This is a genomic window from Bradyrhizobium sp. I1.14.4, from assembly GCF_050435825.1.
Lineage (GTDB): Bacteria > Pseudomonadota > Alphaproteobacteria > Rhizobiales > Xanthobacteraceae > Bradyrhizobium.
On sequence record NZ_JBNDLA010000028.1, the window covers coordinates 1 to 24,589 of the forward strand.

Consider the following 24,589-nt stretch of genomic DNA (forward strand, 5'->3'; position numbering starts at 1 on the left):
AGGCCGTGTTCGGCCCAGATGCGCTGCACGCTCGTGTGGCTGATGCCCATTTCTTCCGCCATCGATCGCACGCTCCAATGCGTGGCATTGGCGGGACGCTCCTTCACGGTCTTCTCGACGACCTTGAGCTTCATGGCAGCGCTGAGCGGCTTTCGGCCAGGCGGCTTGGAGCGGCCTTTGATCAGACCATCGACGCCGGCCTCGGCAAAATAGTCCTGCCAGCGCCAGACGGTGGTCTTCGAAACCCCGACCTCACGCATAATCGCCACGACGCCATGACCGTCCGCCGTCATCAGTACGATCCTCGCTCGCTTGGCGATCTTCTGAGCTGTGTTTCCATCGACGAGCAGTTGCTCCAGTTCCCTGCGAGCCTTGCAATCAAGTACGATCAAGTCATTTCCCATCCCGCGAGTGAATCATGTTCGCGACAAGCTGGGATTCAAATGTCAGTGACAGAACACTAGCGGCACAGCCGGTCAATTTTCGCAAGTCGGTGCATACGCCGTCGGCGCTGGTGAGCGAAGCACTGCGCGCGAACCCGTATTGCGGCGACGCCTTCGTGTTCCGCGGCACGCGCATGGACAGAGGGAAACTCCTGCCGTGGGACGGCGGCGGCATGGTGCTGGTAACGAACTTTTCGTGCCGCGGTCCGAAAACCGGTGCAACACGTGATGCCGGCGAAGGTTGCAGAAAAGGCGTCGAGCACCGAACCCAACAGGACCAATTGGCTCGCTACCAATCGAGCTCGCGATCACAGCCAATTCGATTTCCGCATCTATTCAAGGCTTCTACCTCCACGGCGGAGGCCGACGGCCAAGAAGCGATCCAGCATGGTATTGACCTGGTCTGCAACCTCGATCGTATTGAAATGTCCGGCAAGCATTGTCTTCGCTATTACCAGCTGTGGACAGATCTCCTGCAGCCGATCCAGGTCGCGCGTCACGTTCACCAGCGGAACATCTGCGGAAATATAGGCCATGGGAATCCGGCAGGCTTCTGCGGCAGGGACGGGATCATAATTCAAGGTTGCGTTCCGTATCATCGAATAGGCCACATGCTGTGGCGTTTTCTCGCAAGACGGAAGTACATAAGTCTCGTAGATCATCTTTCGCCGGGTGGGATCGTCAAAATCGCAGCCCATCTCCCACGCGTTTGCCTTTAAGACCGCCAGATAGTTGGGTCCGCCAATGCCTTCCAGCAGCCTTGTAAGCTCGCGGGATTCGCGCAATATCGGAGGCGGCATGACGATTGTGTCGATCATGACCACGCCTGAGGCCAGGTCAGGATAGCGGCCGCACAGTTCGAGCGCGATCCGGCCTCCCATGCTGTGGCCGATCACAACAGGCTTGAGCAGTTCCAGTTGAGCGCATTGCCAAGCGATATCGTCAGCAAATCCTGCGATGGTGTACTCCTGCTCGGGCGCATCGCTGGCGCCGTGGCCGCGAATATTGACGGCCACGACACGGCGGCTTTGAGCAAAATGGGCGATCTGCGGCGTGAAGATGCCGTGGTCTCCCGTCCAGCCGTTGATCAGGAGCAGCGGAGGGATTTGCGGGGCTGTAGGTCCGGCCTCAACATTTGCCAAACGTACGCCGTCGCGACACAACAGGACGGGCTTCAACGTGCCACAAGAACTCACGGTCCTTCCTCCCTAACCTGGTTGGCATTCAAGCACCTGAGACGAGATGTTCGGCCGGACGAACGACGCCAACATAGATGGCGAATGCCAACAAGCAAAAGCCAAGCATCACCGCAGCCATCGAAAATACCGAATGCCCGTCGTAAAGCGCAGCGACCATTGCGATGGACGACGCGGCGCCAACCATTTGCACGAACGCTCTCGCGGCAGTGATGGTCCCCGCGATTTCCGGCATCGGCCGCACCGCTTCGTTCGTGGTATGAGGCGAGACTAAGCCGAATGACAATGCGACGCCGACGATCACGATCACCACCAGAACAGCCGATTTGCCTCCCGCGAGCGTCATGATGACCAGGGACGTGGCCAGGAAGGTCGAGAGTGCGAGGCCGGCCAAAATCACTGGCGCCGGCGACAGGCCCAGACGGCCGAGAATCCTGTTGACGCGGGTGCCAAGCATGACGGACAGCGAACTGGCTCCGAAGATCACACCAAATTGATACGGGTTGAGACCCAGGCCATTGATGAAGAACAGCGATGAGCCGGCAACGTAGGCGAACATGGCTCCCGCAGCCGCGGCGTTGCAAAGGATATAGCCCACACAGAGTGGATGCCGCAGAACGCGAAGATAGTTTCGAAGGATTGTCGCATGGCTGAGCTGAAGCTTTGGATCGATTGTCGCACTCTCGCTGAAACCGAACATCGCGACGAGCAGGACCAATCCGCCTGCGGTCGGCACGAGGTAAATGGTCCGCCAACTGCCTAGCGCAAGCAGCGCCGCGCCGACGGTGGGCGCGATCATCGGGACGATGTAGATCGCCAGAACCACGTTGGCCATCTTTGCCCCCGCGGCCTCGCCCTCAAAGAGGTCGTTGACAATCGCAACGGCAGCGATCCCGGTCGCCGACGCGCCAGCTCCCTGCAGGGCGCGAAAGAACAGCAACTGCGGCAGCGAAACGGACAAAAGGCAGCCCAGGCTTGCGACGACGACAAGTGCACAGCCAAACACAACGATCGGCTTGCGGCCGAGGAGATCCGATATCGGCCCATAGACGAGAAGCGCCGCTCCCATGCTCATGAGATAGACGCTCATCGCCAGACCGACATCGGCCGACGTCGCGCCGAGATCGGCTGCCGTCGCCGAAAGGCCTGGCAGGATCATGTCAATGCCGAATGTCGGCAGCGACGCCAGAAGACCAAGCAACAAGGTGAAGGCGAACGAATTGGGATGAATGCGCACGGCCGTATTTCTCCTGATCGGCGTCAAGGTTGGCGCCATGTCGCAGCTTCGAGATGTTTTCGTCAGGGAGACAATGCATCGACCAGGCGCCCGCCCCGAGATCGTCGGATCGGCGCCAGACGTAGCTCGTCACGAGCGGCTTCGTCGCCGTCGTCCGATCGCGGCAAGAATCTCCATCTCTTGAACAAGAGGCGAAGTATCGATATCAGCTTTGATAACTTCGCCGAGCTTTCGGGCTGCGACCTTGAATTGCGGTCCCGCGATCAGCTGCTTTATCGCGGCCGCTATCTCCGGTTCAGAAGCTGTCGGTCCCAATCGAAGCCCTACTCCCTTTGCTTCGACCCGCGCTGCGTTTGCCGACTGGTCTCGTCCCATTGGCAGAATGAGTTGCGGCAAAGCATTGATGATTGAACGGGTGACGGTCCCGTGGCCGCCCTGGGATATGACAAGAGAAACATCCCTCATAACGGAGTCGTGGGGCGCGCCGCACACCAGATGGACGTTCTTCGGAGCACGAAGATCGGCTATGTCCAGATGTGGACCTGTTGTGAAAACAGCTTCGATATCGATGGCGCCGACGGCATTGATGACGCGTTGAAACAAGTCGCGCTGGCCCTGCGCACCCGTGCTGCAGGCGACCAGCGCGCGGGGACAATCGAGTCCCGCGGTCCAGGGAGCCTGCCACGACCTGGACGAACTCGGCATATCGAGCAAGGGCCCGATATAGCGGAAACTGCCCGGAAGAGAGTCTGCCTCGAAGTCGAAGGCCTGACTGATTGCCAGCAGAACGCGATCTGCCTGGTCGAACAGGTCCATAGCGTCTGGAAGAACAGGAAGGCCGAAATCGACGCGTGCTCTGTTGAGGATAGGAAGGGACGCGTTCATCGCCGCAGCGAGCGCGGCAGAGGCCGCCCCGACTTCGGCGCGCTCCTGCGGCGTTTTCGGTTGCCCCAATCCGGACGTCGCAGGCGGCATTCCCGGCAGAATCCGAATGCTGACGTGAGGCGAGAGAAACGCGAAAGGCACGCCACATGCTTGCGCCCCGACCGCCGCGCCAAACAGGAGGTCGAGACCGAGGACCGCATCTGTTGGCACACGGCCAATCTCGTCGCGAATATCGGCCGCGTAGGCAGAGCAAGGCTCAAAGACGACCCTGCGCATCCGATCACGCAGGTCCGAGACATCCGTCGGGTCCGCGGCCTCCCCCTTCGGGGCGCGGCACCATGTCACGAATTCGAAATCGGCGGCCTCGACTTCCGTCCGCATGGCCGGATCGGCGATCACCCGAACATGATGACCATGCCGGCGCAATCGGCGAGCCGCTGTAAGCAGCGGACTGAGATTTCCCAACGTGCCCCACGAGGCGAAGAGAAAACTGTAAGAAGTCACCGATACCCCCTTCGCAGTCGCGCAATCAGAAAATCTGCAGCCCTCGTCATGCAGGCGCAACTCGAGTTCGCGCGCGCTAGCCCAGGACGCTGCACGCGAGCAGTCCAGCAAGCGCGAGACGAGAGACGTGTTACCCGCATGACACAAACGCTCCGAGCTTCCGACGTGCGCCAGTCATACCCATTCCATCGACCTTCCACAGTGCGCCGCGTCTTCTTGTTGACGAGATCTACTCGATCTGTTTTTGACCAAATTTGTTTCGATCTACTGGAGCGAAGTGGCGCAACCTCTCGAAGAGAAATCGACCGAACGCACCGCGGCGAAGCGCCTCACGCTTTGGTGCGTCGAAGTACGGATCTCTTGAAGAGAGGCGTGAAGCTCGAACGTGACTTGCCGATGATTCATTGACGCCGCGTGTCGTTTTCGTGATAGCCTCGAACCTACAATCTGACGCCACGTGCGATTCAAGCTGTTTTTAGCGGTCTCGCAGGGCTCATTCCAATCTGTCGCCGGCGAAGTGCATCTCCGCGCATTCCTGATTTTCGGGGGAGAGAACACAAGCCGCCAACTGCACTGGTTCCACGAATCTGATCCGCCCGACGCAACCGACCGAGATCTACAACCTCGCCGCCCAGGGCCAGATTCGTTCCGCAATCCGGTGCGCACGTCGCATCACGACAAGAAACACGCATTGTCGCCAGCATGCCTCTCGAACGATGCTGCCGGTTGTCAGATGTCCGACATTGCCGGTTTCAACCGACGTGGCCCTGATCTCACGGCATCGAACGCACTTCGCGTCTGAGTTCGCTCGAGGCGCACGGATGACGCGCTTCAGCGGCGCGATTGATACGACGCTGGTGCTGCGGATCATCGAGCCGATCTGGGCGAGCAAGACCGAAACGGCCAGCCGCATTCGCAGTCGCATCGAGCAGGTGATTGATGCCGGCAAGGCGAAGGGCGAGTCTAAAGGCGAAAAACCGGCACGCTGGAAGGGGCATCTCGATAACCTGCTCCCGGCCACGTCGAAGGTTCGCAATCATCCGGCGCTGCCTTATCGTCAATTGCCCAACTTCATGCGCAAGCTCCACGAGCGCGATGGTATCGCTGCGGCAGCGCTTGAGATTCAAATCCTGACGGCCGTCAGACCCGGCAACGCAGTAGCGGCAAAATGGGAGCAAATCGATCGGCAGACAGCCGTTTGGACCACTCCGGCCGCGCTCATGAAGAGCGACGCCGAACACAGAGTGCCATTGAGCAAGGCGGCGCTCGCCGTCCTAGATCGCATGGAACTGACGAAGGATGACAGCGAGTACATCTTCCCCAACGGCAAGGGCAAGCCTCTGAGTGACGCCTCGATGGCTGCGGTGATCGAAGGATGAATGAACTGGAGCGGCGCTGGATCGATCCGAAGCTCGACCGCGAAATCGTGCCGCACGGCTTGCGGTCATCATTCTGCGATTGGGCTACAGAGCACGGCTATGACGATGCCATCGCCGAAGCTGCGCTCGCGCATAAAGTCAGCGATGAAGTGGTTGCGGCCTATCGGCGCACGACCTTCTTCGACCTGCGCAAGCGAATGATGGAGGACTGGGCTGACTATTGCGCCCGACCTTCCGGCAGCGTTGATACAGTGGTGGCGTTCCGGTACCAGTCATGAAGTCTCAGCAATAACAAGCGAGAGATTTGGATTCCTAGCGCAGGAGTTCGAATCTCTTCGGGTGCGCCAAATTGCCACCATTCAGAATAAAACTGCGAACTCGGGGCCCTGGGATCGGCCCTCTCATTGTACCACCCGCGTCTGTTTGCGCCGCTAAGCTCAGTTGGTTTGCTCGTAAGTCTTCTCAAGCAAGCCAGTTCTCCACGTTCAGGCCGAGGATACGTTTGAACTCGCTGGTATTGGCGGTCACGATCGTGGTGCCGGTCGCATAAGCATGGGCGGCGATCAGCAGGTCGTTGCCGCCGATCGGCTTTCCCGCCGCTTCCAGTTTGGCGCGAATTCCGCCGTATTCGGTGTCGGCGGGCACTTCGAACGGCAGCACATTTATCTCGCCGAGCAGGTCTTCAACAGCTTTGAGCAGTCGCTTCGAACCGCTCTTCGCGCAGCCGTAGCGCAGTTCGGCCGCCACGATGATACTGGTGCAGATGTAGTCCTCGCCCAGTTTGGCGATCCGCTTTGCAACTTTGCCCTGCGGATTTCTAATCAGGTCGGAAACGATGTTCGTGTCCAGCATGTAGCGAGTCAAAACACGCTCTCCGGCGCGGGCGCGGGATCGTCGATTTCAGGAAAACTCTCTTCCAACGGCTTCATCGTTTTGAGTAGGGCGACCAGTCCGCGCTTACGCACCGGCTCGATCACCAGACGATCGCCGTCGCGGTGCATGATCGCTTCATCGCCTGGCAACTCGAACTCCACGGGAATGCGAACCGCCTGATTGCGGCCGTTGCGGAATAGTCTGACGTGCCTCTGGTCAGGCATGGGTTATCTCCAAGCATATGTCTTAGACATATGCCGTTATACGCCATATTACAAGGGGCTGCCAAGCCGGATAATTCCCTTTCAGCCTGACGCCAAGGACGCTGATTTTGTGAGTGGATATCGCCAGCTCTGAAAGGAACGAGACCGATTCCCGACTATGATTGCAAATAATTCGTGGAGGCGCCTCGATGAGCCGGACCCAGCCAAAATCCTCGTTGACGGATGAGCATGCGAGACGGATTGCGCAGGCGATCGCCAAGGGTCGACCACCCCCGTTTAGTGATGCCTTCGATCGGTACTGCGAAAGCTCTCCACGCGAGATCTTTGCCGCCTTCACAGGCGCGGCTCGCCACATGCCTCCTGCCGGCCGGGATGAGCCGCTTGCGATCGGTTATCTGTGTCTGCTGCAGCGGCTGCTCGATCATCTGCGTTATCGCACCGATCGCGGCTACGCGGACGCAAGCCAGTTGATCGCAGACTTTCAGGCCGACGTCGTTGCACAAGTCGAGACTGGAAGCGTCGATGGGCGCATGCTCGCCTTCGTTGGAGGAGCGCTGCATCAGTCGAAAATTTCTGCATCGCCGGAGCTTGCCGCGGCTTCGGCAAAGCAGTCCCTTGATCGGGACGAGGACGGACCGCTTCCGGCCGACGTCCACGCCGCTCTTGCCGGCATTCTGGAAGCCTGCGATGGCGATCCGTTCACGACCGTCGGTGCGCTGACCGAGACCGGTCATGCCATGCCGGTGGAAGCCCGGGGCGCTCTGGCCGGTGCCTTGGTGCTCGCCGGTAACGCCCGAGCGCGTGGTGCCGCGGTTCTGTTCCTGCTCGATCCAGATTCGACTGTGCGGCGCACGGTTGCCGGCGCGCTTGCCCAAGTGGCCGTCTCGCTGACGCCGACCGACGTTCGGCGGCTGATCGCGATGCGCAATTGGCGACCCGAGAACGAGCGAGCCGAAGTCGACGCGGTCATCCGCAAGGCGCGGGCGGCCGGGATCGATTGCGCACCATGGGAGGCTGGCAATATCGAGGCAATTGTCGCCACCGCGATCGATGGCGCCACAGCGCAGGGATTCCTGCTGATATCCCGGGCCGGACAGAAAAAGCGGATATCGTCGGTCCTGACCAAAGGCGGGATTGCGGACGCCTGGAGCGGCGAGCCGGAATCGCGCCGCCAGATCGAGGCGAGTCTCGCCGCCGCCGGGATGAATACCCCTACGCTTGCCGTATCCCGATCATATCTCGATCGCATCGTGGCGCACGAACTGGCGCTCAGTACCGAGAAACGGGAAGCGCCGCCGTTCGGCCTGCTCCAGGTCGCCGAAACGATCGGCGGTGCTGATTGGCAACCCGCGCGCATGGCCTTTGGTGAAACGCTCGCCGGGCTGATCGCCGAGATCCCCAAGGCGATGTGTGAGCCCGCGACGCTCGCATCGGTACTGCGGAAGAGCAACGAACTTGCCGAGCTGGAGGCCGTCGCACAATCCTGGTTCGAAGACGATCCGCAGGTCGCTCAAGCGGTGGATCGCGCCCGCGGCAGTGATCGCGCCAAACTTGTTGCCTATCTATTGCAGAGCGTCATTGCGCGACGTCGCGATAGATGGGCTGACATTGTTTTGCGCACGGCCCTATGGATGCGCGAGGCTCCGCCGGATGCCGATTTATGCTGGCGCGGACTCGCGATCGTTGCAAAAGCGCTTGCCGACGGACGGGACGTGACGGAGATCGGATTGATGCGCGATGTCGCATTACGGACGATCGCGGTCCTCACGGATGCTGGGCGAATGTGAGAGAGCAGGGGGCGCGTTTTGCGCCGCCTATTCGCCGAACTGGGAGCGCAGCAGATGAGTTGGCGCTTCAATAGAATCGATCGAAATAAATTATATAACAATTTCAATTATATACGAGTTCGCAGTTTTATTCTGAATGGCGCGCCATTTCACTGTAGGATGCCCCCTAAGTTTGGACTTGTGCCACCGAGCAGTTTTTCAAACATGCGCTGCTCGGCCTGCGCGCGTGAAATTGCTTGACCGGACAGATCGAGGTATTTGCCGAACAGCTCGACAATTCGCTTCGCATTGAGCTTCTCAAAGACGTCGAGCGAATGCGAAAGGTCTATGAGGTCACGTCCTTTGTTGCGCTGAAGTAGCGCCCGCAGCTTGGTGGAGAGCAGTTCCTCGTTGGAAAACATCGGAATCTCGGTCGCGCCCGAGAACCACGGGTTCTCCACCTTGAAGGAGAAGGTAGCGGTAGGGTCATAAGCCTCACGCTCGCGCGTGTTGATCTCCACCTTCAAGCGGATGAGGCCCGATCCATCTTCGGCATCGGTCCTGAAGCGAAACTTTGGCGCAACCTCGCTTTGATCGAAGCGCGGATTGCCGAGCCACGGCGTCAGGATGTCTCGGACGCGGTCGAGGATCGGGCCGATTCCGCCCGCGGTCGTCCGCACGAAATCGATATCTTCCAAATAGCGCAGAGGCTTTGGGAAATGCAGCTTGTTGAGCGCGGTGCCGCCGCGGAACCGAAGCTCCTTGCGCAGGAATGGATCATTGAACAGCTCGACGAGCGCTCGCGCAATGATGAGATCCTGCTCGATTTGGCGCTGTTCGGCCCAGGGGACATGCTTCGACCACGCGATGATGTTTTGCGCTGGGATCATTCGTCGATCTCCGGATGGCGCTGCACAGCGACGTGCCAACGTTCGTTGCGCTCAACGGGCTTGCTTTCGGATTTCACGGCTTTGCGCGGCTCCGGTTCGAGCGAAACCCAAGGCAGCGTCCCTTTTTCAAAGAGTCGGTCGTGAAGCGGATTGGCGCGATCGGCGTGGCCGAGCCGATCAAGCAGATAACCGATCCTCTGGCCGCAAGCGCGCTCAAAATACGCCGACACGGCTGCGAGCTTTTGACCCTCAATGCTTTCCGCAAGATCCGTCATGACGGTCGCCACGGCATCGATGCCGCCCACCACGTGCATGTAACGAAAGAGGTCAAGCGCCGTCAGTTCGGACCCGGAAATCTTCATGCTGCCCGTATCCGTCTTTCGATCGACGATGCCCTCGCGGACGGTGTCCAGCTCCTTGCGGAAATGAAACGTAACCCAAGAGCGCCCTGCCCGGATCTTTCGAAGCTGTTTGTCCGTCACGACTTGGAATTCCATGAGGGCATGATGCGTGGCACCGTGCAGCTCGGCCGCCTTGAGCAAACCTACGTAATATGGACGCGCTTCGTGGCGCATCAGCGCATCGATGTACCAAGTGGGTGGCGGCGCCTCCCAGCTCATGAACTGCGGTGGGACGGCGACGTAAAAGCCATGCCGGGGATTGAACAGCATGTGGCGTTTCTGGAGCCGGGCCGCCGCTTTGAGGAAGGCGGAATCCGTGATGCCGAGGGCGGCGATGGCTTCTGCCCGCGTGAACGTAATCCGCCCCTGCGATTGGAGGGTCGTGATGAAGGTCGAGAGGCTGGAACGGGACTGAAGCATCATATACAAAAATAGCCCACAGATGTCTATTTTTCAATATAAAGCTTGAAATTACCAAACTGGCGTACGCAAATTTCGCCCAAAAATGTCCATTTTTCAATATGATCCGATTGAGCCGGGAACGCCCGTGACCACCGAACTTTTCACGCGCGAACTCATCCAGGCCGTATCGGATTGGCAGCGCGGCGGCAGCCACGACCAGAAGGTCAAGCGCGGTCAATCACACTTACCTTTGCACTGAACACCCGCGTCGGCCCCGCTATCCTTCCCGTAGATATCGACGCCGTGCTGTCTTTGCCCGGTGCGGCCGTAGCGGACCAGTTGATTGTCTTTCCAGATCCGCGAAAAAAGATCAGCGCAGATTTCCTCGAATTTGTCCCAGCTCGGCGACGGGCGAAGCTGCTCGTTGTTGGCGTCAGACATGTTTTTGAATTCCGACCCGCCTTGTTATTCGTGACTGCTGGCAGCCCTTGTGGTGGTCCGGGGGTATGCCTGCCGAGACCGAGCCAAAAGGGCCCCCGAATAGAACATTACAAGAACCATCGCAACTCATAGCTGCACCTTGGAGCTCAATAACGGGTTGATAAATCTGAGATATTATTGCTCAAAAGGAGCCCGAGCAAAGAAATGCTCTTAAGAGCAATTTATTTGGTATTATAAGCTCACAAAAGCGAGTAATTGAAAAATGCTGGAACTTAAAGTATGCTCTTAAGAGCACTATAAACCAACTATATGGTCTTTAAGAGCATGGTAGCAACCAACAAACTTCAAAAGGCGCCCCCCTTCCACGTGTCGCGGGCCCTCAAGCAATTGGGAGCCGATCTGCGCACTGCACGCATCCGCCGCAACATGACCATGGAGGACGCGGCCAGCAGAATCGGAACGGGCCCGCGCGCGGTTATGGACGCCGAAAAGGGCAAAGCCTCGACGGGTATGGTGGTCTATGCCGGGTTGCTGTGGCTCTACGATATGCTCCAGCCCCTCGAAGAACTTGCCGACCCTTCAAAGGACAAAGAAGGCATCGCCTTGCAGGCGACGCGGGAGCGCAAACGGGCTCGTAAACCCCGGGGGCTAGACAATGACTTCTAAAGGCAACACTGAATGCTTCGTCTACATCACGCTGCCCGGCCAGACCGAAGCGGTAACCGCCGGACGTTTCCAGCTTACCAAGGATCGCCGCGGCAATGCCTTAAGGCCGCTTCGTTTACGGCAAGTCGTATCTCTCACGCGGAGATGCGGTCTCGATTGATCCTGTCGAGCTTAAACTTTCAGGAGAGACCTACGAAACAGGCCGACTGAATGGCGTCTTTGGCGCGTTGCGCGACGCAGGACCGGACTATTGGGGTCGCCGTGTAATCGAGAAGCGTGCCGGGGTTCCGCAGCTTGGTGAACTCGACTACTTGCTGAATTCAGCCGACGACCGCGCAGGAGCGCTGGGCTTTGGACTTGGTCAACAACCTCCGGCACCACGTCGCAACTTCAACAAAGCGCTCGAACTCGCAAAGCTTCAGGAAATCGCCGAAGCCTTGATGCGTGAGGAAGATGTGAAAACCGAGGAGGCCGCACAGGTCCAAGACTTGATGCTCCTAGGCACCTCCATGGGGGGAGCCCGCCCGAAAGCTGTCGTAGAGGACGACGACGGACTCTGGATCGCAAAATTCAACCGACCGGACGACCGCTGGAACAACACGCGCGTCGAACGCGCGATGCTTGAGTTGGCCAAGGCTTGCGGTCTTCGCGTCGTTGAGAGCCGTGTCGCCACCGTCGGAGCGAAGGACGTTCTTCTCGTCAAGCGGTTCGATCGAACGAAGACGGATAAGGGATATATGCGTTCGCGGATGATCAGCGGGCTAACCGTGCTGCGTGCTGAGGAAGCCGTCGAGATGCGAGACCGCTGGTCCTACGTATTGATGGCCGAGGAGATGCGCCGGACTACGCAAGAGCCGGAAACGGATGCCAAGGAGCTTTTCCAACGCATGACGTTCAATGCACTGATCTCCAACCTGGATGATCATCCCCGCAACCACGCACTGGTAGCCAAAGAGCGGGAATGGCAGCTTTCGCCAGCTTATGATCTGACGCCCTCCCCGGTTATCTCGCAGGAACATCGTGATCTAGCTTTGGAAGTTGGCGACCAGGGGCGATTTGCAAATGCAAAGAATGTGCTGTCGCAACATGCCCGCTTCCTTCTGGATGCCGAAGAGGCCAAAGCGATTGTCTCGAGCATGACCGAACAGGTGCGTGCCTCGTGGTACGACGTTGTTCGCGGTCAAGGGGTCGGCGAGAAGGACGCCGAAACGATCAAGGGCGCCTTCGTATACCCCGGCTTTCTGACGGAATAGAGTGAGGGACAATTGCGTCCCGCTGACTACTTGGACTCGATTGCGCCACTGCGCCGGGATGCTAGGTCGTTCTGCGTCCCTTGGCCAATGCCTGGAACGCCTGACAGCTTTCCAAGCTTTGATAGCTTTGCGGAACGGCGAGCGTTTCTGCTGCAATTCAATTTGAACCCCAGCATTCCGCACATCGTGAGCGCAAAGTTTGAACGCGCTCAGAAGCTCTACGTGCTCGCATGGCTTGATTTCGACTTGATCAAAGCCGGCGAATTGGTCGGATTGACGGCGCTAGAACTCGCGCTGAAGCAAGTTAAATTGCTCCGAAGGCAAAGGTCACACGTTCGAATCGTGTCGTCGGGTGCGCCACTTCACCAAGTACGCCAGAGCCCGCTAAACTGCAGACTGACTATGATGTTCAAGTAGCGCAGCGCGATCTTGGCAAGATTCTCGACCGGATCGAGACCGTAAACAAGCCGAAGGCAGCCTAGCCCGCGTAGTACAAGTTCGCAGCGCGTCGAACACTTGCGGATCAGCGCGAGTGGCAGGCCGCACTATCATAGCGCCACGGCGAACACGTAGTGCCCATCTTCATCGGGCGCCACTGTACGATTTTGCACGATATCGTTGCCGGGCGGCGGAGAATACCGCATCTAGGCGTCGGCGCCGCCCGATACCTACCCTCTGTCGACGCTACCGACTGCGTTGTTAATCCGCTAGCCCTAAGACAAACGCCAAAGCAATTCCGAGCCGAGCCATGTCTTGATCGCCGAGGCGCCCGATCTTCTCCCCGATCCGTTCGCGCCTTACGGTGACCGGTTTGTCGGCCATCACCTGCGATCTAAGCCGCAATCCATTTTCGGGCTTTGGCTCAATGGTGACGTGAAAATCTGGAGCGTCCGCCAGTTCGGAGGTCAACTGACAAACCACTACAGAGGCATGGCTCTCCGGAAAGGCGTCCGTCTGCACGATGACCGCCGGGCGGGGCTTGCCGTCGTCACCCGCCGCGGCAACGGTTACAACGTCACCGCGGTGCATCTGCGTCAAACTCGGAGACCGACTCGATCCACTGCAGCGCTTCGCGCTCCCGATCAGGGTCGAGACTGGCGACCTGCTTCGCAACCCGTCGTCGCACAGCCCGCGAGCGGGCGTCGGCCACCACGAGACGCAGTTCGCGCAGGCCCCGCGCGCGCCTCCGCTGCCGCATCAACTTCATCCTCTCGGCTGGCGCGGTCATTTGGATTTCTCCTTCCGTAACGCGTTACAATGTAACGCGTTACAAGCCGGAAGGCAAGGGTCAGGACTTTCCAGGCGAGGCTGAAAGGCCGCAGGCTCGGCTATTCTGTCGGACGGCGGGCCGCGCTCGCGCGTTCTGGCGCATTGACCCGAAGCGCCACAGCGAAGCTGTAGTGCCCGTCTTCATCGGCCGTGGCGAACGTCTCGCCATACGCGGTGGCTCGTGCCGTCGGCGTACCGCGCACGCGAATTGAGCGGCTGGCCAATGAACAGACTCCCGTGACCGCTGATACCGCGCTGCGGCTCGGCAGATATTTCGGCACTTCGGCCGCGTTCTGGATGGGCATCCAGACACAGTATGATCTTGAGCAGGCCGAGGACGAACTAGGTGCCGCGCTGCGCAAGATCGCGCCGGCGCGCGCAGCTAAACCCGCAGCTTGACCGATAGCTGACCTCAAGGGCCTATCCGAGGCTAACGGCGAATGGCAATCGGCGGCATGATCGCGGGTCCGGAAATCTTGGCGCAGCCGCGAGCACAACTTCATAGCGCCACGGCGAAACAGTAGTGCCCATCTTCATCGGCCGTGGCGCGCCATTTCGATACTGCGATATTGCCGCCAATCGTCGCCGTTCTTGCTCCACGGCGCCTCATTCGTCGGGCTCCGCACCCAAGTGCCGGCTTGGCTCCATCCGTTCGTGGAGCACCCTCACGATCTCCACGACGCCCGGCCGAACGACGCGGTAGAATAGAACGTGGACGGGCTGTCTCACCCTCGTCTCACCGCCGCCGGCACGCGCATGCCGAAGGTGAAAGGTTCGAACTCCGCGAGACAACTCGCCACGGTCTTGCGTCGCAGCGCCGTCCGGTTGAGCCGCGACTTTGCGCATAGCGGCAGAGAGGAGCGTTGCATACCGGCGCTTGCCTTCGAGTCCCCATCGTTCCGCGCTGACAGTGAGGATTTGCGCAAGATCGCTTCGCGCCAATGATGAAAGGCGGAAGCGGGCCATCTGGATCAGTAGGAGCCTGACGGAGCCGTCAATCCTTCCAGATAGTCGTCAAGCTCGGCGTCGTCTACTTCGACAAAATCCCCCCGGTCGAGCGCATCGATGCCGGCCTTGATCTGGACGCGCAGAGCCTTCAGTTTCAACGCGTCCTCGCGGCGCCGCTGTTGCAGCACACGGAGCGCGTCGCGTACCGCTTCGCTCGCATTCTGGTACTCCCCTGTCTTCACGACCTTTTCGACGAAGGCGTCCTGCTCGTTGGTCAGGCTGATATTGCGAGTGGGCATTGCTATTCTCCCGGTGTCGGGGAGATTTTATCATCTATGGCAAAGTTTGCCAACTGATCGATCAGGCACGGGCCCTGCAAAAAATCGCAGTCCGTCGCGGCCTTTCGCCTTGGTTCGAGCTACGGGCTTTCTCCTTCAATGACGTAGCTTGACTTTGAATCCTTGAGGAGAAGGAAGGCGGCGGTTCGTGCGAGCAGATCTTTCGGAACTTGGCTCACCACGACGCGGGCGCGCTCCTTGAGATCCTGGGCAATAAATTCGCTCAGCGCTGCAGTCTTGAAAACAAGCGGGCAGAATTCCGGTGTTCCTGGCAGATTGTTGCGAACGCGGTGCCGTGCCGAATTCCGCCCGGAGGTAGCGTATTGAAGTTCGGTATCGACGGCATCGACGTAAGAGACCTGATCTGCCGCAGGCAGATCGATTTGGCGCTCCAGCAGCCATTCATGGAGAAACCAGATGCGACGAGTGTAGAGACCGGCCGGCTTCTGTCTCACAAGGTCCGCAATCTGATCCTCGTTCACGACGAGGAAAAGCCGCTTCAGGATTGCAAGGTCGAGTCCTTCATTCTTGAGAGCGAAGGTGAGATGTCCCTCAAGTGTCTTGTCCGGCGCATGGCGCGGCGTGTAGATGCGCCATCCCCCTTGCTCAATGATACGGTGCTTTGTTCCGATGGCGGAAAGCATCGCGGGATCGGGACGGATAGATTGTAGGCGTCTATCAGCGCAGCATAGCCAACAGGAGTTGCCACCTCCGGCAGCCTCCAGTCATGAAAAACGCTCACGGGTCCTGAAAACCTTGTCTGCATGGCACCGAATCCATGAAAAACATTCTCGGCCGTGAATTTCACTCTCAATTTAGCCTTCGAGCCGAAAATGCCTCTTATACCGCGAAAAACATTCACGCAATACGATAAACATGAAAAGCCTTCACGCGCGGAGCATGGGAGTATCCCCTCGACCTCGGCCCCAAGGGAACCCCTTGATAGCCAGCAATCCCAGTGACAGGAACCGCTCGGACAAGACCGAGTAGACGTCATCTTCAACGGTGCCGGCATAGCGCATGATCACAACGTGGATCATGTCGCGCAATTGACCGATACGCTGAATGGGGCCCTTTCGCTGCTCGAGCCGGGAGGGATCACGCACTTACGAACAGCACCTGAGCGCCCTGGCTCCAAGCCTCTATTCCGACCATCGCGGCCATCGCATCAATCGGCCTTTTGGCGCGCCCGTAGAGACGCTCGCGGCGAAGCGGATCGAACCTCTCCGGTCCATCGTCTGCGACCCGCCGTGAGATTAGATGTTCGATCTGATGGTGAAGGGACGTCTCGGAGGAACGTACCTTTTGGGCGATCTGGTTGGCCAATTGCTGCGGTCGCTGCTCATGGAGTTCGACACGCTCGGAGCAGACCTATCGGCTCACTCTATCGTACACGATGCGGTTCCTTGTTGCCATAAGGAATCCGCAGCGGCGTCACGCTTGAGTCTGCTGATACGGGAGCCGTCGAAGCGGCGTTAACTTTTCGTTTTCGAGACCTCTTCGGCGGTACAGCCTGGGGTGCAGCCGACCCCACCGGCCTGCTGGAGGTTTTTAACCTTGCTGCGTTTTTTACCTCGATTTGCGTCGATCCATGCAGACATCGCAGCCGAGCTGACCCTCGCATTATCGGGTATGACGAGTCCGTTCCGCTGCGCTAGCTTTTTGGCGTACAGCAACTGTGCTGCACTTACCGGTTTGAGGCCGAGCTTACCGGCTGTTTTACAGTCGGACTTTTTAGGCGCATGTTCGCTAAGGAATTTGCGGCAGATCGATATCGACGTCTTGTAGCCGGGTGGTGGTTTGATGCCTTTTTGCCGGACAAGGCTGTCAGCAAAGCGTTTCATGGCAGGCGTCGGTGGACACGTTCCTGTGCCATTGTCCCCTGCACTGCCAAGCAAAAAAGGCACCCCCGCGGTAGCACCCTCTTTCAGCTTTCTGATAATGCGCTCGGCGGCATCGCATACGGCGTCAATCGCGCCGACCATCTCCTGTTTACCTACAACGACGTCGTCGAGCAGGCATTCAAGTTGCGCCGTCACGCCTGGATCGACCAGCGCCGGGTCGGCTTGTTTGAGAACGCCGAACAACGACAGGCCGGTCTCGGTCGGCACAATATTCTTTCCCTGGGCAATCAGAAAACCCTGCTTCTTAAGCCCACCGATGATCTCGGCTCGGGTCGCAGGCGTGCCAATACCCTTGGCTTCCTTCAAGCGATCCCGCAGAACCTCGTCATCAACAAAACGCCAGGCATTCTGCATAGCCTCGATCAGAGTACCTTCGTTATAACGCGGCGGCGGCCGGGTCTCCTTGTTCTCAATTTTTGGATCTTGCAGTTGCGCGGTCTCGCCGTTGCGCAGCGGTGGCAGCAATTGCGCCTCATCGCCCTTTTCGTCGGCAGGTTGCCACTCCGGGAATGCGGCTCGCCAGCCGAGATCAATAGGCTGGCGACCGGCTGCGCGGAATTCGAAGCCGCGCACATCGAGCGTTGCGGTTGTCTGCCGGTAACGGAAGTCGGGCATCAGGGCGGCTAGATATGCCCGCGCGATGACGTCAAAGAGCTTCCTCTCGTCAGATGACAGACGGGGCCAGACCTCCGGCAGTTTGTCGATGGTGTTGACATTGGGAATGACGGCATGATGGCTCGCACCCTCAAGCCCCTTGTCGTAGAAAGTGCCGCTCGTACCTCTACGAATCATCGGCGGCTCGGGTACAGGAATCGCGCCGAACGATTGGCCCACCCGCAGTGCGGATATGATTCGCGGCACGTCCGATATCAAGTTTTGCGGCAGGTAACGCACTTCGGCACGAGGATAGGTGACAATCTTCTTGCCCTGGCCGTCATAAAGCTCCTGCGCCACTTCGAGCGTTTTGCTGGCTGACCAGCCGAAGCGCGAGCCGCAGACTTTCTGCAACGACGGCAAATCATGCAGCTTGGGTGGCCCTTGCCGCTTATCCTCGACGCGCACGGCAAGCGCGCCCTCGAAACCTTCAGCCGCCTTGACGACGGCCTCCGCCCTTTCGCGCTTAACAATTCGGTCCTGCGGCGCATGCCGCATCTGGAATTGCCCGTCCGCAACCTTCGCGGTGGCGACAATTTCGAAATAGGCAAGCGGCACGAAGTTTCGAATTTCCAGCTCGCGCTTGCATACAATGGCTAATGTCGGCGTCTTTACACGACCAACTCCAATCACTCTTCGCGCGCCCTGCCCCAGGATGACGGTTGCGGCGCGAGTGAGTGAGAGATTGTAAATCTGATCAGCCTGTCGGCGCGCCACAGCGGCGGCGTACAGCCGGGCATATTCGATATTAGGTTTTGCGCGACCAAATGCGTCGCGGATGGTCTGCGAATCCTGCGCGGTGAACAGCACCCGCATCACCTGACCGCGATACTTGTAATGCTCAAGAATTTCCTGACCGATTAGCTGGCCCTCGCGGTCACAATCGGTTGCAAGCCAAACTCGTTTGGCAGTGCGCAACGCCTCGCGAATAGCCTTGAGCTTAGCGGCCTTGTTGCCACCCTCTGCCGGGCGCGTTCCGTAAAGACCTTCAGGCCGCAGAAGTATTGGCGACCACCGCTTCCAGGCCGGGACGACCTCCTCTGGTTCGAGGAGATCGAACAAATGGCCCTCTGCTGGAAGAACATCACCGTAGCGCGAACCAATTGCGGCGCGGACGTCTTTGGCCTGGCTGGTTTTCTCGGTGATAACGATCTGATCTGCCAGACCGGCGCGTGGATCGGACAGGACTCCATCCCATGATTGACCCGGCACCATGCGGTTCGCTGCCGGATCCGGCCTCTCGATATCGCGCCGACGAGCAGCCTCCGACGCCAGCTTTTCCATCTGCTTCGCGGAGGGCATTCGCCAGCTTGCGGGTCGCTCATTCGTCATGGTCAGGCCAGATTGACAAAAGAACATATCAAGAACATTATTCGCCGGTCAGGTCAAGCAGTTGGAGTCAGGCCATGGCTGAAGTCACCTATTTTGTCGCGCTGCCGTTCGTCGCCGCCGACGGGGATTGCCCTGGCGAACCCACGGAATGTTTCAATCCAAACGCCGCTGTAATGCGCGCTGTGGCGTTATCCTGCAAAGATTGTCACGTCGGCGCAGTCGCCATTAACTGCTTGATCGACCGCGAGTTCACCCGACATAGCCTTCTCGCTTTCAAGCTGGCTGTTCACAATTCTTGAAATGCTTTCGCACCTCACCTGTGCCAACAAAATGCGACAACAAACGATAATTTCGAAACTGATGCCTCACTCGACCTGCGACGATAGCGGGATGGATCTGAAGCGCACCCGCCAGATTGATCACCCCTGTTGCAGTGGGATGAAACCGCACGTCACTATTGTCCCAAATGGACCGAGGAACACATGCTTCTTCAGCCCATTGGTCAGCCTCTTCCTCTCTTACATCGCGGCTCACGCCGACGTTTTCACGCAACGTGAGATCATCAACGAACCCAACGTCTACCGCATTTTCAAAGTGTCTTCCGACGTGCGCCAGTTCGTGAAGCAAACAGAACCAGAAATTATCAATCCTGTCATATCGCAGAGTCAGCCCAATAACGGGCGTGCCATCGGCTAATTTCAGTGCGGCTCCATCCAAGTGCGTCTTCGGAAAATGCTCCAAGATGATGAGATGAATGCCGTTCTTTTCAAGAAATTCCTTGGCCAAGAGTGGACCGTTCTCGGACCAGCTCAACTTCGCTACTTGGCTCAGGAAATCCGGAGTTACGGTTCCCGGCTTAAACTCTTTAGGCAGCTTCGTCTCCGAGGCCAGCGCCAGCAGCTGCAAACACCACGCATTCAAAGCGAACGGATCAGCCTTCGCATTTGCACGAACATGGTCATTCTTTCGGTACATAGCCTCAACAACCAGACTCGTTCTCCCGGCTCGGTGCATCAGCCCCCGCATAATTTCTTCGGCATGCTGAACCGCCCTCGGGCGCTTTGGAAGCCATTTACGTTTCACCATTTCGGTGATCGGAAATTTAGCCCAATCGATCCCGAACTCTTGATTGCCCGCCACGGAGCTTGCTTTGAGCAGAACGTCACTGGGAATGCCTAGGTGCTCATGAAGGGCGCGCGCCATCGTCATGGTAATCTGCCGCTTACCAGAGAGAACTTCAGAGACTTTGGCCCGACTCCCGATAAGTGGCACTAGATCGCGCGCAGATAGACCTGCCTGCTCCATACGGAATTCGATAGCGGCGACGGGGCTCGGAACGCCCATAGGGATGTTCTTGGATTCATAAAGCTCAACAAGGTCAACGAGCACATCCAATTCAATTCCTTCAGGCGTACCGGCATGCGCATCCATCAGCTCGGAAATGCGATCTAAAGCCGCTTCATAGTCAGCGTTTGTTCTAATTGGCTTTACATTCATCTCACACCTCCTGCGCATCAATCTTGTCGTACTCTGAATGCGTCCCCACAAATCGGATGTAGACGACGCGATACGGATAGTTGATACGCACGACTAACCGGAATTCGTTCCCCTTGATGTTGAAGACCACCCTGCTGTCTTTCAAAATGCTGCTATTCTTATAGTGAGCTTTGACTGCCGGCGGCTGATCCCAATCGGCGCGCTCCGCTTCTCGGTACCAAGAAAGCAGCGGCTCTTCCGCCTCTGGGTTCAAGCACCAGAAATCACGCAGTGTTCCTTTGGCGATTACGCGCATGGCAAAGATAAGATGCTCCCAAAACGTTCGCAAGCAATACGATCCCAAATGTCACAGAAGTATGTCCGCGGCTAAAAATGCATTTTCTTCTTTAGTTTCAAATGATTAGCGTAGAGTTAACTTTTCTTTAAGAATCGCGCACGAGGTCTTGGAGTGCGGCTATTCAGTGATCTGTGAGCGGGAAGGACTGGCCTTGCGGATCGCAGGGCGGTCATTGCGGTCGGCATCAACATACGCATCGTCCTGGCGTCGCTCGTATTCCGGTCGCACGGTGATTCCGTCACCGCACCAAACTGTGGCTATTGTCGGTGATGAGAACGCCGGTCGCACTCCGGCCAACTCCCGAACGGATGGAGCAGCGCATGCCAGAGCATCGCCGTCTCATAGAACCGAATACGGAGAAGCACTATCCGAACATGTCGCCACCATTCGGAAAGTCCCCGTTAGTAGCGGTGAGCCGGGCACATGACGCGGAAGCAAAAAGTACTCAATTGGAATGCGACCTGGAGTAACCGCGATTTTCTCCGCACGTTGACGCCCGCGCTTTTGACGGATGGCCTTCGTATCGAGGGCGGTATCTGACCCGTTCAGGCAGTGGCGGTTTTGGGGAAGTTGAATGGCAGCAGGTCGGTGATATCGGCGTCGTCGGCGCGCTGAGGCAATTCGGTGAGCACGTGGCGCAACCAGGCTAACGGCTCGACGCGTGAGGCGCGGCAGGTCAGCATCAGGCTGTAGACGACGGCACTGGCCCTGGCGCCCTCGACGGTGTCGCTGAACAGCCAGCTCTTTCTGCCAGTGGCAAAGATTCTGATATCGCGCTCCAGGAGATTGTTGTCGATCGGCATCCTGCCGTCTTGCGTGTAGCGCGTCAGATATTCCCATTGGTTCAGAGTGTAGGATACGGCATCGCCAAGCTTGCTGTCGGGCAAGACCTTCGGGGCGATTTGATCGAGCCATTCCTTGAGGGCGTTCAGGACGGGAATGCTGTGTTGCTGGCGGAAGCGGCGAATGCATTGATCTGGCGTTTCGCCGCTGTCTGGTTTTTCGTCCCGCGCCTGCCTTTCAACCCGGTAAAGCTGGTCGAAGAACCGCAGCGCCTGCTCGGGCGGACCGCCGCCTTTCTTCCTCGCCTTGAGGGCATCGACAAAGTGCCGTCGGGAGTGGGCCATGCATCCAATGTGGGTTGCCCCTTCCAGCGTGCGCCAGGCCGTATAGCCGTCACTCATCACGATGCCACGGTAATCGCCGAGAAAGGCCTGCGGGTGGATTTGGCCACGGCCTGGCTGATAATCGAGAAGCACGATCGGCTCGTTGCTGTCCTCGCCGCTGCGATAAGCCAACATGTACGATGTGCTGGTGGCCTCTCTGTGCTTTTCCTTGAGGACCTGAACCGTCGTCTCGTCGCCATGGATGAGGGGCTGCGATCTGAGCCGCAGCTTCAGGGCGTCTGAGATGCGGGAGAGATGCTTCTCGCGTGAGCCGATCACCCGGTGGCCCAGAGCGCCGCGGCTGACAGCAACACCGGCGCGTTCGAAGGCCTGCGCCAGGCGGTAGAGCGGCGTGCCATCGACATATTTATGAACCAGCGCGAACGCCAGCGTTGAGGCTGTGGCAACGCTGCCCGGCAAGGGCTGCGTCGGCATCGGCGCCGTCACGACAGGTGCGTTGATCCCGGTGCGATCGCAATGGCGGCACCCATATTTGAAGCGCACATTCTGTAAGACCTTCGCCTTCACCTCGATATGAAGTTGCTCGGTAACGGCCTCGCCCATGCGATGCATCTGGCCACGGCAGCAAGGACACGCCTTCTGATCGTCGGGCAGGTCATACTCGACGCGCTCGCGCGGCAGGCTTGCCGGCAGCGGTCTGCGGCCGCGCTTCTTTCCCGTTGTGTTGTCGACGGGTGGCAAGCCCGTGTCCGGAAGTTCGGCGATATTGTTCGTTTCACTGCCGGCAACATCCTCATCGGCGGCCTGCTCGGCTTCATTGAACAGACGATCGACGTGCTTTTCGCTGCGCGGCGCAAAACGATGCAGGCGTGCCAGCGCCAGTTCTTCCTCGAGCTTGACGACGCGCTCCGTGAGCTGACGATTCTGCGCCTGCAGCGCAGCAATGCGCGCCAACAGCGCTTCGACACTCGGTTCGCCGGTTCGATTCATCGGAATCTTGAATCTGAACAGTACCGACGCGTCAACCGCTCAACTCGAGAGCTCAGCCGGCAACCTGATATTGCCGCACCGGATGGCGGACCATCGCATCGATATCGATGCCGTCAAGGATCCAGTGCAATTGCTCGGTCGTAAGCGTGACGACCGCCTCCTGCGGCGCGGCCATCGGAACTTGTCCTCGGTCAGCCGCTTCAGGACCAGCACAAAGCCGGACCGGTCGAAGAACAGCAGCTTCATCCGGTCGCAACGGCGATTGCAGAACGCAAAAACCGCCGGCGAAAAAGGCTACGTGCTTGGGGTCAGCAGCGCTCATGTGTTTCGATCCTGGGGCAAACGACCGCCGGTCGCCGGTACGGCCGCAGACCTCGCCCGGACGCGGCGCTCATCCGACTGGAAGCGCCTGTCGGCGGGAGCCGGAACCAAAGGACCGCGGCTGCACGATTGGTGTTATCTCGAATTGGCCGATCTCGAGGCCGAGCAGTTCAACAGTGCAAATGACGGTTTGTGGACACGCGGTCTACTGATCCGTCGTCGCATCGCCGATGATGACCTCGCCTTCTTCACCACCTGGTGCCCAGCGGGAACAGCCATTGAAACGCTGGTCGCGGTCGAAGGCCATCGATGGGCGATCGAGGACAGCTTTGAAACCGCGAAAAACGAGTTCGGGCTCGATCACAACGAGAGCAGATCCTGGCATGGCTGGCACCGTCATGTGTCCTTGGCGTTGCTCGCCTTCGCCATGATGGCCGCGATCCGACATCGCGCTAATCCGCCACCGCCCAAAAAACGAAACGGCGCCCCCCGCAAAAGCCAAAGCATAACCACCCCACCACTGATCCGCTGGTCAATCCAGGAAATCCGCCGCATCGCTATCAGACTTGCTCGAAAGCGGATTCAACCCGCACACATCATCGCATGGTCTTTCTGGCGTAGAGCTCACCAAGCTGCCGCTCAACGCGCCCACTTCAAATCAAAAAAACAACTGTAATGCTAGGAGTGCCGGCGCTGCTGCAAGCGCTTGAGCCCGCCACAGCCTGACGAGGATTTTTGTGCCCCGCAGCTACCGCTGCGTCCGCCAATCGTAAAACCCGCGACTTCTCACGCAGCCTGAGAAGCTCAAGCACACGCTGCAGCGCCTCAGTGTCAACCTCCCGGTCAACTCGCACGCGACAGCCGCCTCCAAGCTCGATCTCGATCATTCCGCCCCTTGGACGCTGTGCAGGAGGCGAAGACGGCTGCGGCCCGAACGCGGGTGCCGGAGCCGGCGTGGATGCGACCTCGACGGGAACAAGCGCCGGCACGCCCTCGCTGCCTAGGCGGCCCTGGCCCGCTTGCAGACGCCAAGTAAACAGCAGGCTCTGCGCCATTCCATTTCGGCGCGCGACGCCGCACACAGTCTCGCCAGCCCGCAACGTCTCTTCAATCAGACGAACCTGCAGATCCAGTTGTTCCGCGGTCTTGGTCGCCACGAACTTCATCGTCGGGCGCCAAATCCTCAGACGAACCGCCAAACCGCACAAGGCGGCCTCCGCCGGAGCGATACTCCGCGCCGGAAAGGCCCGGCTATAGAACGCCTCGCGTGAGCTGCGCCGCTGACTCTTCGTTTGCAGCCCACGCACGTTGT

The 24,589-nt window shown here is 58.8% G+C and carries 26 protein-coding genes and 2 pseudogenes; 9 read left to right on the forward strand and 19 right to left on the reverse strand.

Features of this window, described 5'->3' with window-relative positions; translation table 11 throughout:
• The coding region (locus tag ABIB78_RS32955; protein ID WP_429032382.1) for a helix-turn-helix domain-containing protein at positions 1 to 404 on the reverse strand (404 nt) is incomplete at its 3' end.
• A gap of 14 nt (positions 405 to 418) precedes the next feature.
• Here ABIB78_RS32955 and tnpB point away from each other — a divergent pair.
• Positions 419 to 619, forward strand: a pseudogene (gene tnpB, locus ABIB78_RS32960) (IS66 family insertion sequence element accessory protein TnpB); the annotation flags it as partial.
• A gap of 156 nt (positions 620 to 775) precedes the next feature.
• Here the strand turns inward: tnpB and ABIB78_RS32965 are convergent.
• The 3 genes from ABIB78_RS32965 to ABIB78_RS32975 all read right to left on the reverse strand — a co-directional run bounded on the left by ABIB78_RS32965 (position 776) and on the right by ABIB78_RS32975 (position 4,265).
• A complete protein-coding gene (locus tag ABIB78_RS32965; protein ID WP_429032384.1) occupies positions 776 to 1,639 on the reverse strand; it encodes an alpha/beta fold hydrolase in 864 nt (287 codons plus the stop codon).
• Positions 1,640 to 1,667: 28 nt separating this feature from the next.
• Entirely contained in the window at positions 1,668 to 2,915 is a 1,248-nt protein-coding gene (locus tag ABIB78_RS32970) for an MFS transporter (RefSeq protein ID WP_429032386.1), read from the reverse strand.
• Positions 2,916 to 3,005: 90 nt separating this feature from the next.
• Positions 3,006 to 4,265 carry a glycosyltransferase gene (locus tag ABIB78_RS32975; protein ID WP_429032387.1) on the reverse strand — a complete coding sequence of 420 codons (1,260 nt, stop codon included), beginning with the start codon at positions 4,263 to 4,265 and terminating at the stop codon, positions 3,006 to 3,008.
• A gap of 821 nt (positions 4,266 to 5,086) precedes the next feature.
• Here ABIB78_RS32975 and ABIB78_RS32980 point away from each other — a divergent pair.
• Both ABIB78_RS32980 and ABIB78_RS32985 read left to right on the forward strand, forming a co-directional pair.
• Positions 5,087 to 5,644: a tyrosine-type recombinase/integrase gene (locus ABIB78_RS32980; protein WP_429032389.1), complete on the forward strand. Its 558-nt coding sequence runs from the start codon at positions 5,087 to 5,089 to the stop codon at positions 5,642 to 5,644.
• Positions 5,641 to 5,922 carry a hypothetical protein gene (locus tag ABIB78_RS32985; protein WP_429032391.1) on the forward strand — a complete coding sequence of 94 codons (282 nt, stop codon included), beginning with the start codon at positions 5,641 to 5,643 and terminating at the stop codon, positions 5,920 to 5,922. Before ABIB78_RS32980 ends, ABIB78_RS32985 begins: the two co-directional genes overlap by 4 nt.
• A 184-nt stretch (positions 5,923 to 6,106) precedes the next feature.
• On the opposite strand, the gene ABIB78_RS32990 is transcribed toward ABIB78_RS32985, so the two are convergent.
• Both ABIB78_RS32990 and ABIB78_RS32995 read right to left on the reverse strand, forming a co-directional pair.
• Positions 6,107 to 6,496, reverse strand: a complete 390-nt coding sequence (locus ABIB78_RS32990; protein WP_429032393.1) for a type II toxin-antitoxin system VapC family toxin — start codon at positions 6,494 to 6,496, stop codon at positions 6,107 to 6,109.
• A gap of 8 nt (positions 6,497 to 6,504) precedes the next feature.
• Positions 6,505 to 6,741: an antitoxin gene (locus tag ABIB78_RS32995; RefSeq protein ID WP_429032395.1), complete on the reverse strand. Its 237-nt coding sequence runs from the start codon at positions 6,739 to 6,741 to the stop codon at positions 6,505 to 6,507.
• A gap of 188 nt (positions 6,742 to 6,929) precedes the next feature.
• On the opposite strand from ABIB78_RS32995, the gene ABIB78_RS33000 reads away from it, so the two are divergent.
• Positions 6,930 to 8,528, forward strand: a complete 1,599-nt coding sequence (locus tag ABIB78_RS33000) for a hypothetical protein (RefSeq protein WP_429032397.1) — start codon at positions 6,930 to 6,932, stop codon at positions 8,526 to 8,528.
• Positions 8,529 to 8,677: 149 nt separating this feature from the next.
• On the opposite strand, the gene ABIB78_RS33005 is transcribed toward ABIB78_RS33000, so the two are convergent.
• The 3 genes from ABIB78_RS33005 to ABIB78_RS33015 form a co-directional block, all read right to left on the reverse strand.
• The gene (locus tag ABIB78_RS33005) at positions 8,678 to 9,397 is read right to left on the reverse strand and encodes a nucleotidyl transferase AbiEii/AbiGii toxin family protein (RefSeq protein ID WP_429032399.1); all 720 of its coding nucleotides are present in this window, start codon (positions 9,395 to 9,397) and stop codon (positions 8,678 to 8,680) included.
• A complete protein-coding gene (locus tag ABIB78_RS33010) occupies positions 9,394 to 10,221 on the reverse strand; it encodes a type IV toxin-antitoxin system AbiEi family antitoxin domain-containing protein (RefSeq protein WP_429032402.1) in 828 nt (275 codons plus the stop codon). The genes ABIB78_RS33005 and ABIB78_RS33010 overlap by 4 nt, the downstream gene beginning before the upstream one ends.
• Positions 10,222 to 10,434: 213 nt before the next feature.
• A complete protein-coding gene (locus ABIB78_RS33015; protein ID WP_429032404.1) occupies positions 10,435 to 10,641 on the reverse strand; it encodes a hypothetical protein in 207 nt (68 codons plus the stop codon).
• 324 nt (positions 10,642 to 10,965) lie between these two features.
• On the opposite strand from ABIB78_RS33015, the gene ABIB78_RS33020 reads away from it, so the two are divergent.
• Positions 10,966 to 11,307 (forward strand): XRE family transcriptional regulator, encoded by a 342-nt coding sequence (locus ABIB78_RS33020; RefSeq protein WP_429032406.1) that lies wholly within the window; start codon positions 10,966 to 10,968, stop codon positions 11,305 to 11,307.
• A gap of 155 nt (positions 11,308 to 11,462) precedes the next feature.
• Positions 11,463 to 12,560, forward strand: a complete 1,098-nt coding sequence (locus ABIB78_RS33025; protein ID WP_429032546.1) for a type II toxin-antitoxin system HipA family toxin — start codon at positions 11,463 to 11,465, stop codon at positions 12,558 to 12,560.
• A 699-nt stretch (positions 12,561 to 13,259) separates the two neighbouring features.
• Here the strand turns inward: ABIB78_RS33025 and ABIB78_RS33030 are convergent.
• Positions 13,260 to 13,589, reverse strand: coding sequence for a type II toxin-antitoxin system PemK/MazF family toxin (locus tag ABIB78_RS33030; protein ID WP_429032409.1), 330 nt, complete (start codon positions 13,587 to 13,589; stop codon positions 13,260 to 13,262).
• Positions 13,576 to 13,788 carry an antitoxin MazE-like protein gene (locus tag ABIB78_RS33035; protein ID WP_429032411.1) on the reverse strand — a complete coding sequence of 71 codons (213 nt, stop codon included), beginning with the start codon at positions 13,786 to 13,788 and terminating at the stop codon, positions 13,576 to 13,578. The genes ABIB78_RS33030 and ABIB78_RS33035 overlap by 14 nt, the downstream gene beginning before the upstream one ends.
• A gap of 191 nt (positions 13,789 to 13,979) precedes the next feature.
• Here ABIB78_RS33035 and ABIB78_RS33040 point away from each other — a divergent pair, with 191 nt between their 5' ends.
• Positions 13,980 to 14,228, forward strand: a complete 249-nt coding sequence (locus ABIB78_RS33040) for a HigA family addiction module antitoxin (RefSeq protein WP_429032413.1) — start codon at positions 13,980 to 13,982, stop codon at positions 14,226 to 14,228.
• 207 nt (positions 14,229 to 14,435) lie between these two features.
• Here ABIB78_RS33040 and ABIB78_RS33045 read toward each other — a convergent pair whose 3' ends face one another.
• The 4 genes from ABIB78_RS33045 to ABIB78_RS33060 all read right to left on the reverse strand — a co-directional run bounded on the left by ABIB78_RS33045 (position 14,436) and on the right by ABIB78_RS33060 (position 18,957).
• On the reverse strand, positions 14,436 to 14,795 hold the full coding sequence (locus tag ABIB78_RS33045) for a type II toxin-antitoxin system RelE/ParE family toxin (protein ID WP_429032416.1): 360 nt from the start codon (positions 14,793 to 14,795) through the stop codon (positions 14,436 to 14,438).
• A 5-nt stretch (positions 14,796 to 14,800) separates the two neighbouring features.
• Complete coding sequence (locus tag ABIB78_RS33050) at positions 14,801 to 15,076, reverse strand: type II toxin-antitoxin system ParD family antitoxin (RefSeq protein ID WP_429032417.1); 276 nt, start codon at positions 15,074 to 15,076, stop codon at positions 14,801 to 14,803.
• A 119-nt stretch (positions 15,077 to 15,195) separates the two neighbouring features.
• Positions 15,196 to 15,759, reverse strand: coding sequence for a hypothetical protein (locus tag ABIB78_RS33055; RefSeq protein WP_429032419.1), 564 nt, complete (start codon positions 15,757 to 15,759; stop codon positions 15,196 to 15,198).
• 831 nt (positions 15,760 to 16,590) lie between these two features.
• Positions 16,591 to 18,957: a type IA DNA topoisomerase gene (locus ABIB78_RS33060; RefSeq protein WP_429032421.1), complete on the reverse strand. Its 2,367-nt coding sequence runs from the start codon at positions 18,955 to 18,957 to the stop codon at positions 16,591 to 16,593.
• Between the two features lie 122 nt (positions 18,958 to 19,079).
• Between ABIB78_RS33060 and ABIB78_RS33065 the strand changes: the two genes are divergently transcribed.
• The gene (locus ABIB78_RS33065) at positions 19,080 to 19,304 is read left to right on the forward strand and encodes a hypothetical protein (RefSeq protein WP_429032423.1); all 225 of its coding nucleotides are present in this window, start codon (positions 19,080 to 19,082) and stop codon (positions 19,302 to 19,304) included.
• Here ABIB78_RS33065 and ABIB78_RS33070 read toward each other — a convergent pair.
• The 3 genes from ABIB78_RS33070 to tnpC all read right to left on the reverse strand — a co-directional run bounded on the left by ABIB78_RS33070 (position 19,279) and on the right by tnpC (position 22,956).
• Complete coding sequence (locus ABIB78_RS33070; RefSeq protein WP_429032426.1) at positions 19,279 to 20,502, reverse strand: hypothetical protein; 1,224 nt, start codon at positions 20,500 to 20,502, stop codon at positions 19,279 to 19,281. The two genes, ABIB78_RS33065 and ABIB78_RS33070, sit on opposite strands and share 26 nt — an antisense overlap.
• 1 nt (position 20,503) lies before the next feature.
• On the reverse strand, positions 20,504 to 20,797 hold the full coding sequence (locus ABIB78_RS33075) for a type II toxin-antitoxin system HigB family toxin (RefSeq protein ID WP_429032427.1): 294 nt from the start codon (positions 20,795 to 20,797) through the stop codon (positions 20,504 to 20,506).
• Positions 20,798 to 21,384: 587 nt separating this feature from the next.
• Positions 21,385 to 22,956, reverse strand: a complete 1,572-nt coding sequence (gene tnpC, locus ABIB78_RS33080; RefSeq protein WP_429032430.1) for an IS66 family transposase — start codon at positions 22,954 to 22,956, stop codon at positions 21,385 to 21,387.
• A gap of 289 nt (positions 22,957 to 23,245) precedes the next feature.
• Here tnpC and ABIB78_RS33085 point away from each other — a divergent pair.
• A pseudogene (locus tag ABIB78_RS33085) lies at positions 23,246 to 23,767 on the forward strand (transposase); the annotation flags it as partial.
• A gap of 163 nt (positions 23,768 to 23,930) precedes the next feature.
• On the opposite strand, the gene tnpA reads toward ABIB78_RS33085, so the two are convergent.
• Complete coding sequence (gene tnpA / locus ABIB78_RS33090) at positions 23,931 to 24,443, reverse strand: IS66-like element accessory protein TnpA (protein WP_429032432.1); 513 nt, start codon at positions 24,441 to 24,443, stop codon at positions 23,931 to 23,933.
• Positions 24,444 to 24,589 lie beyond the last annotated feature (146 nt).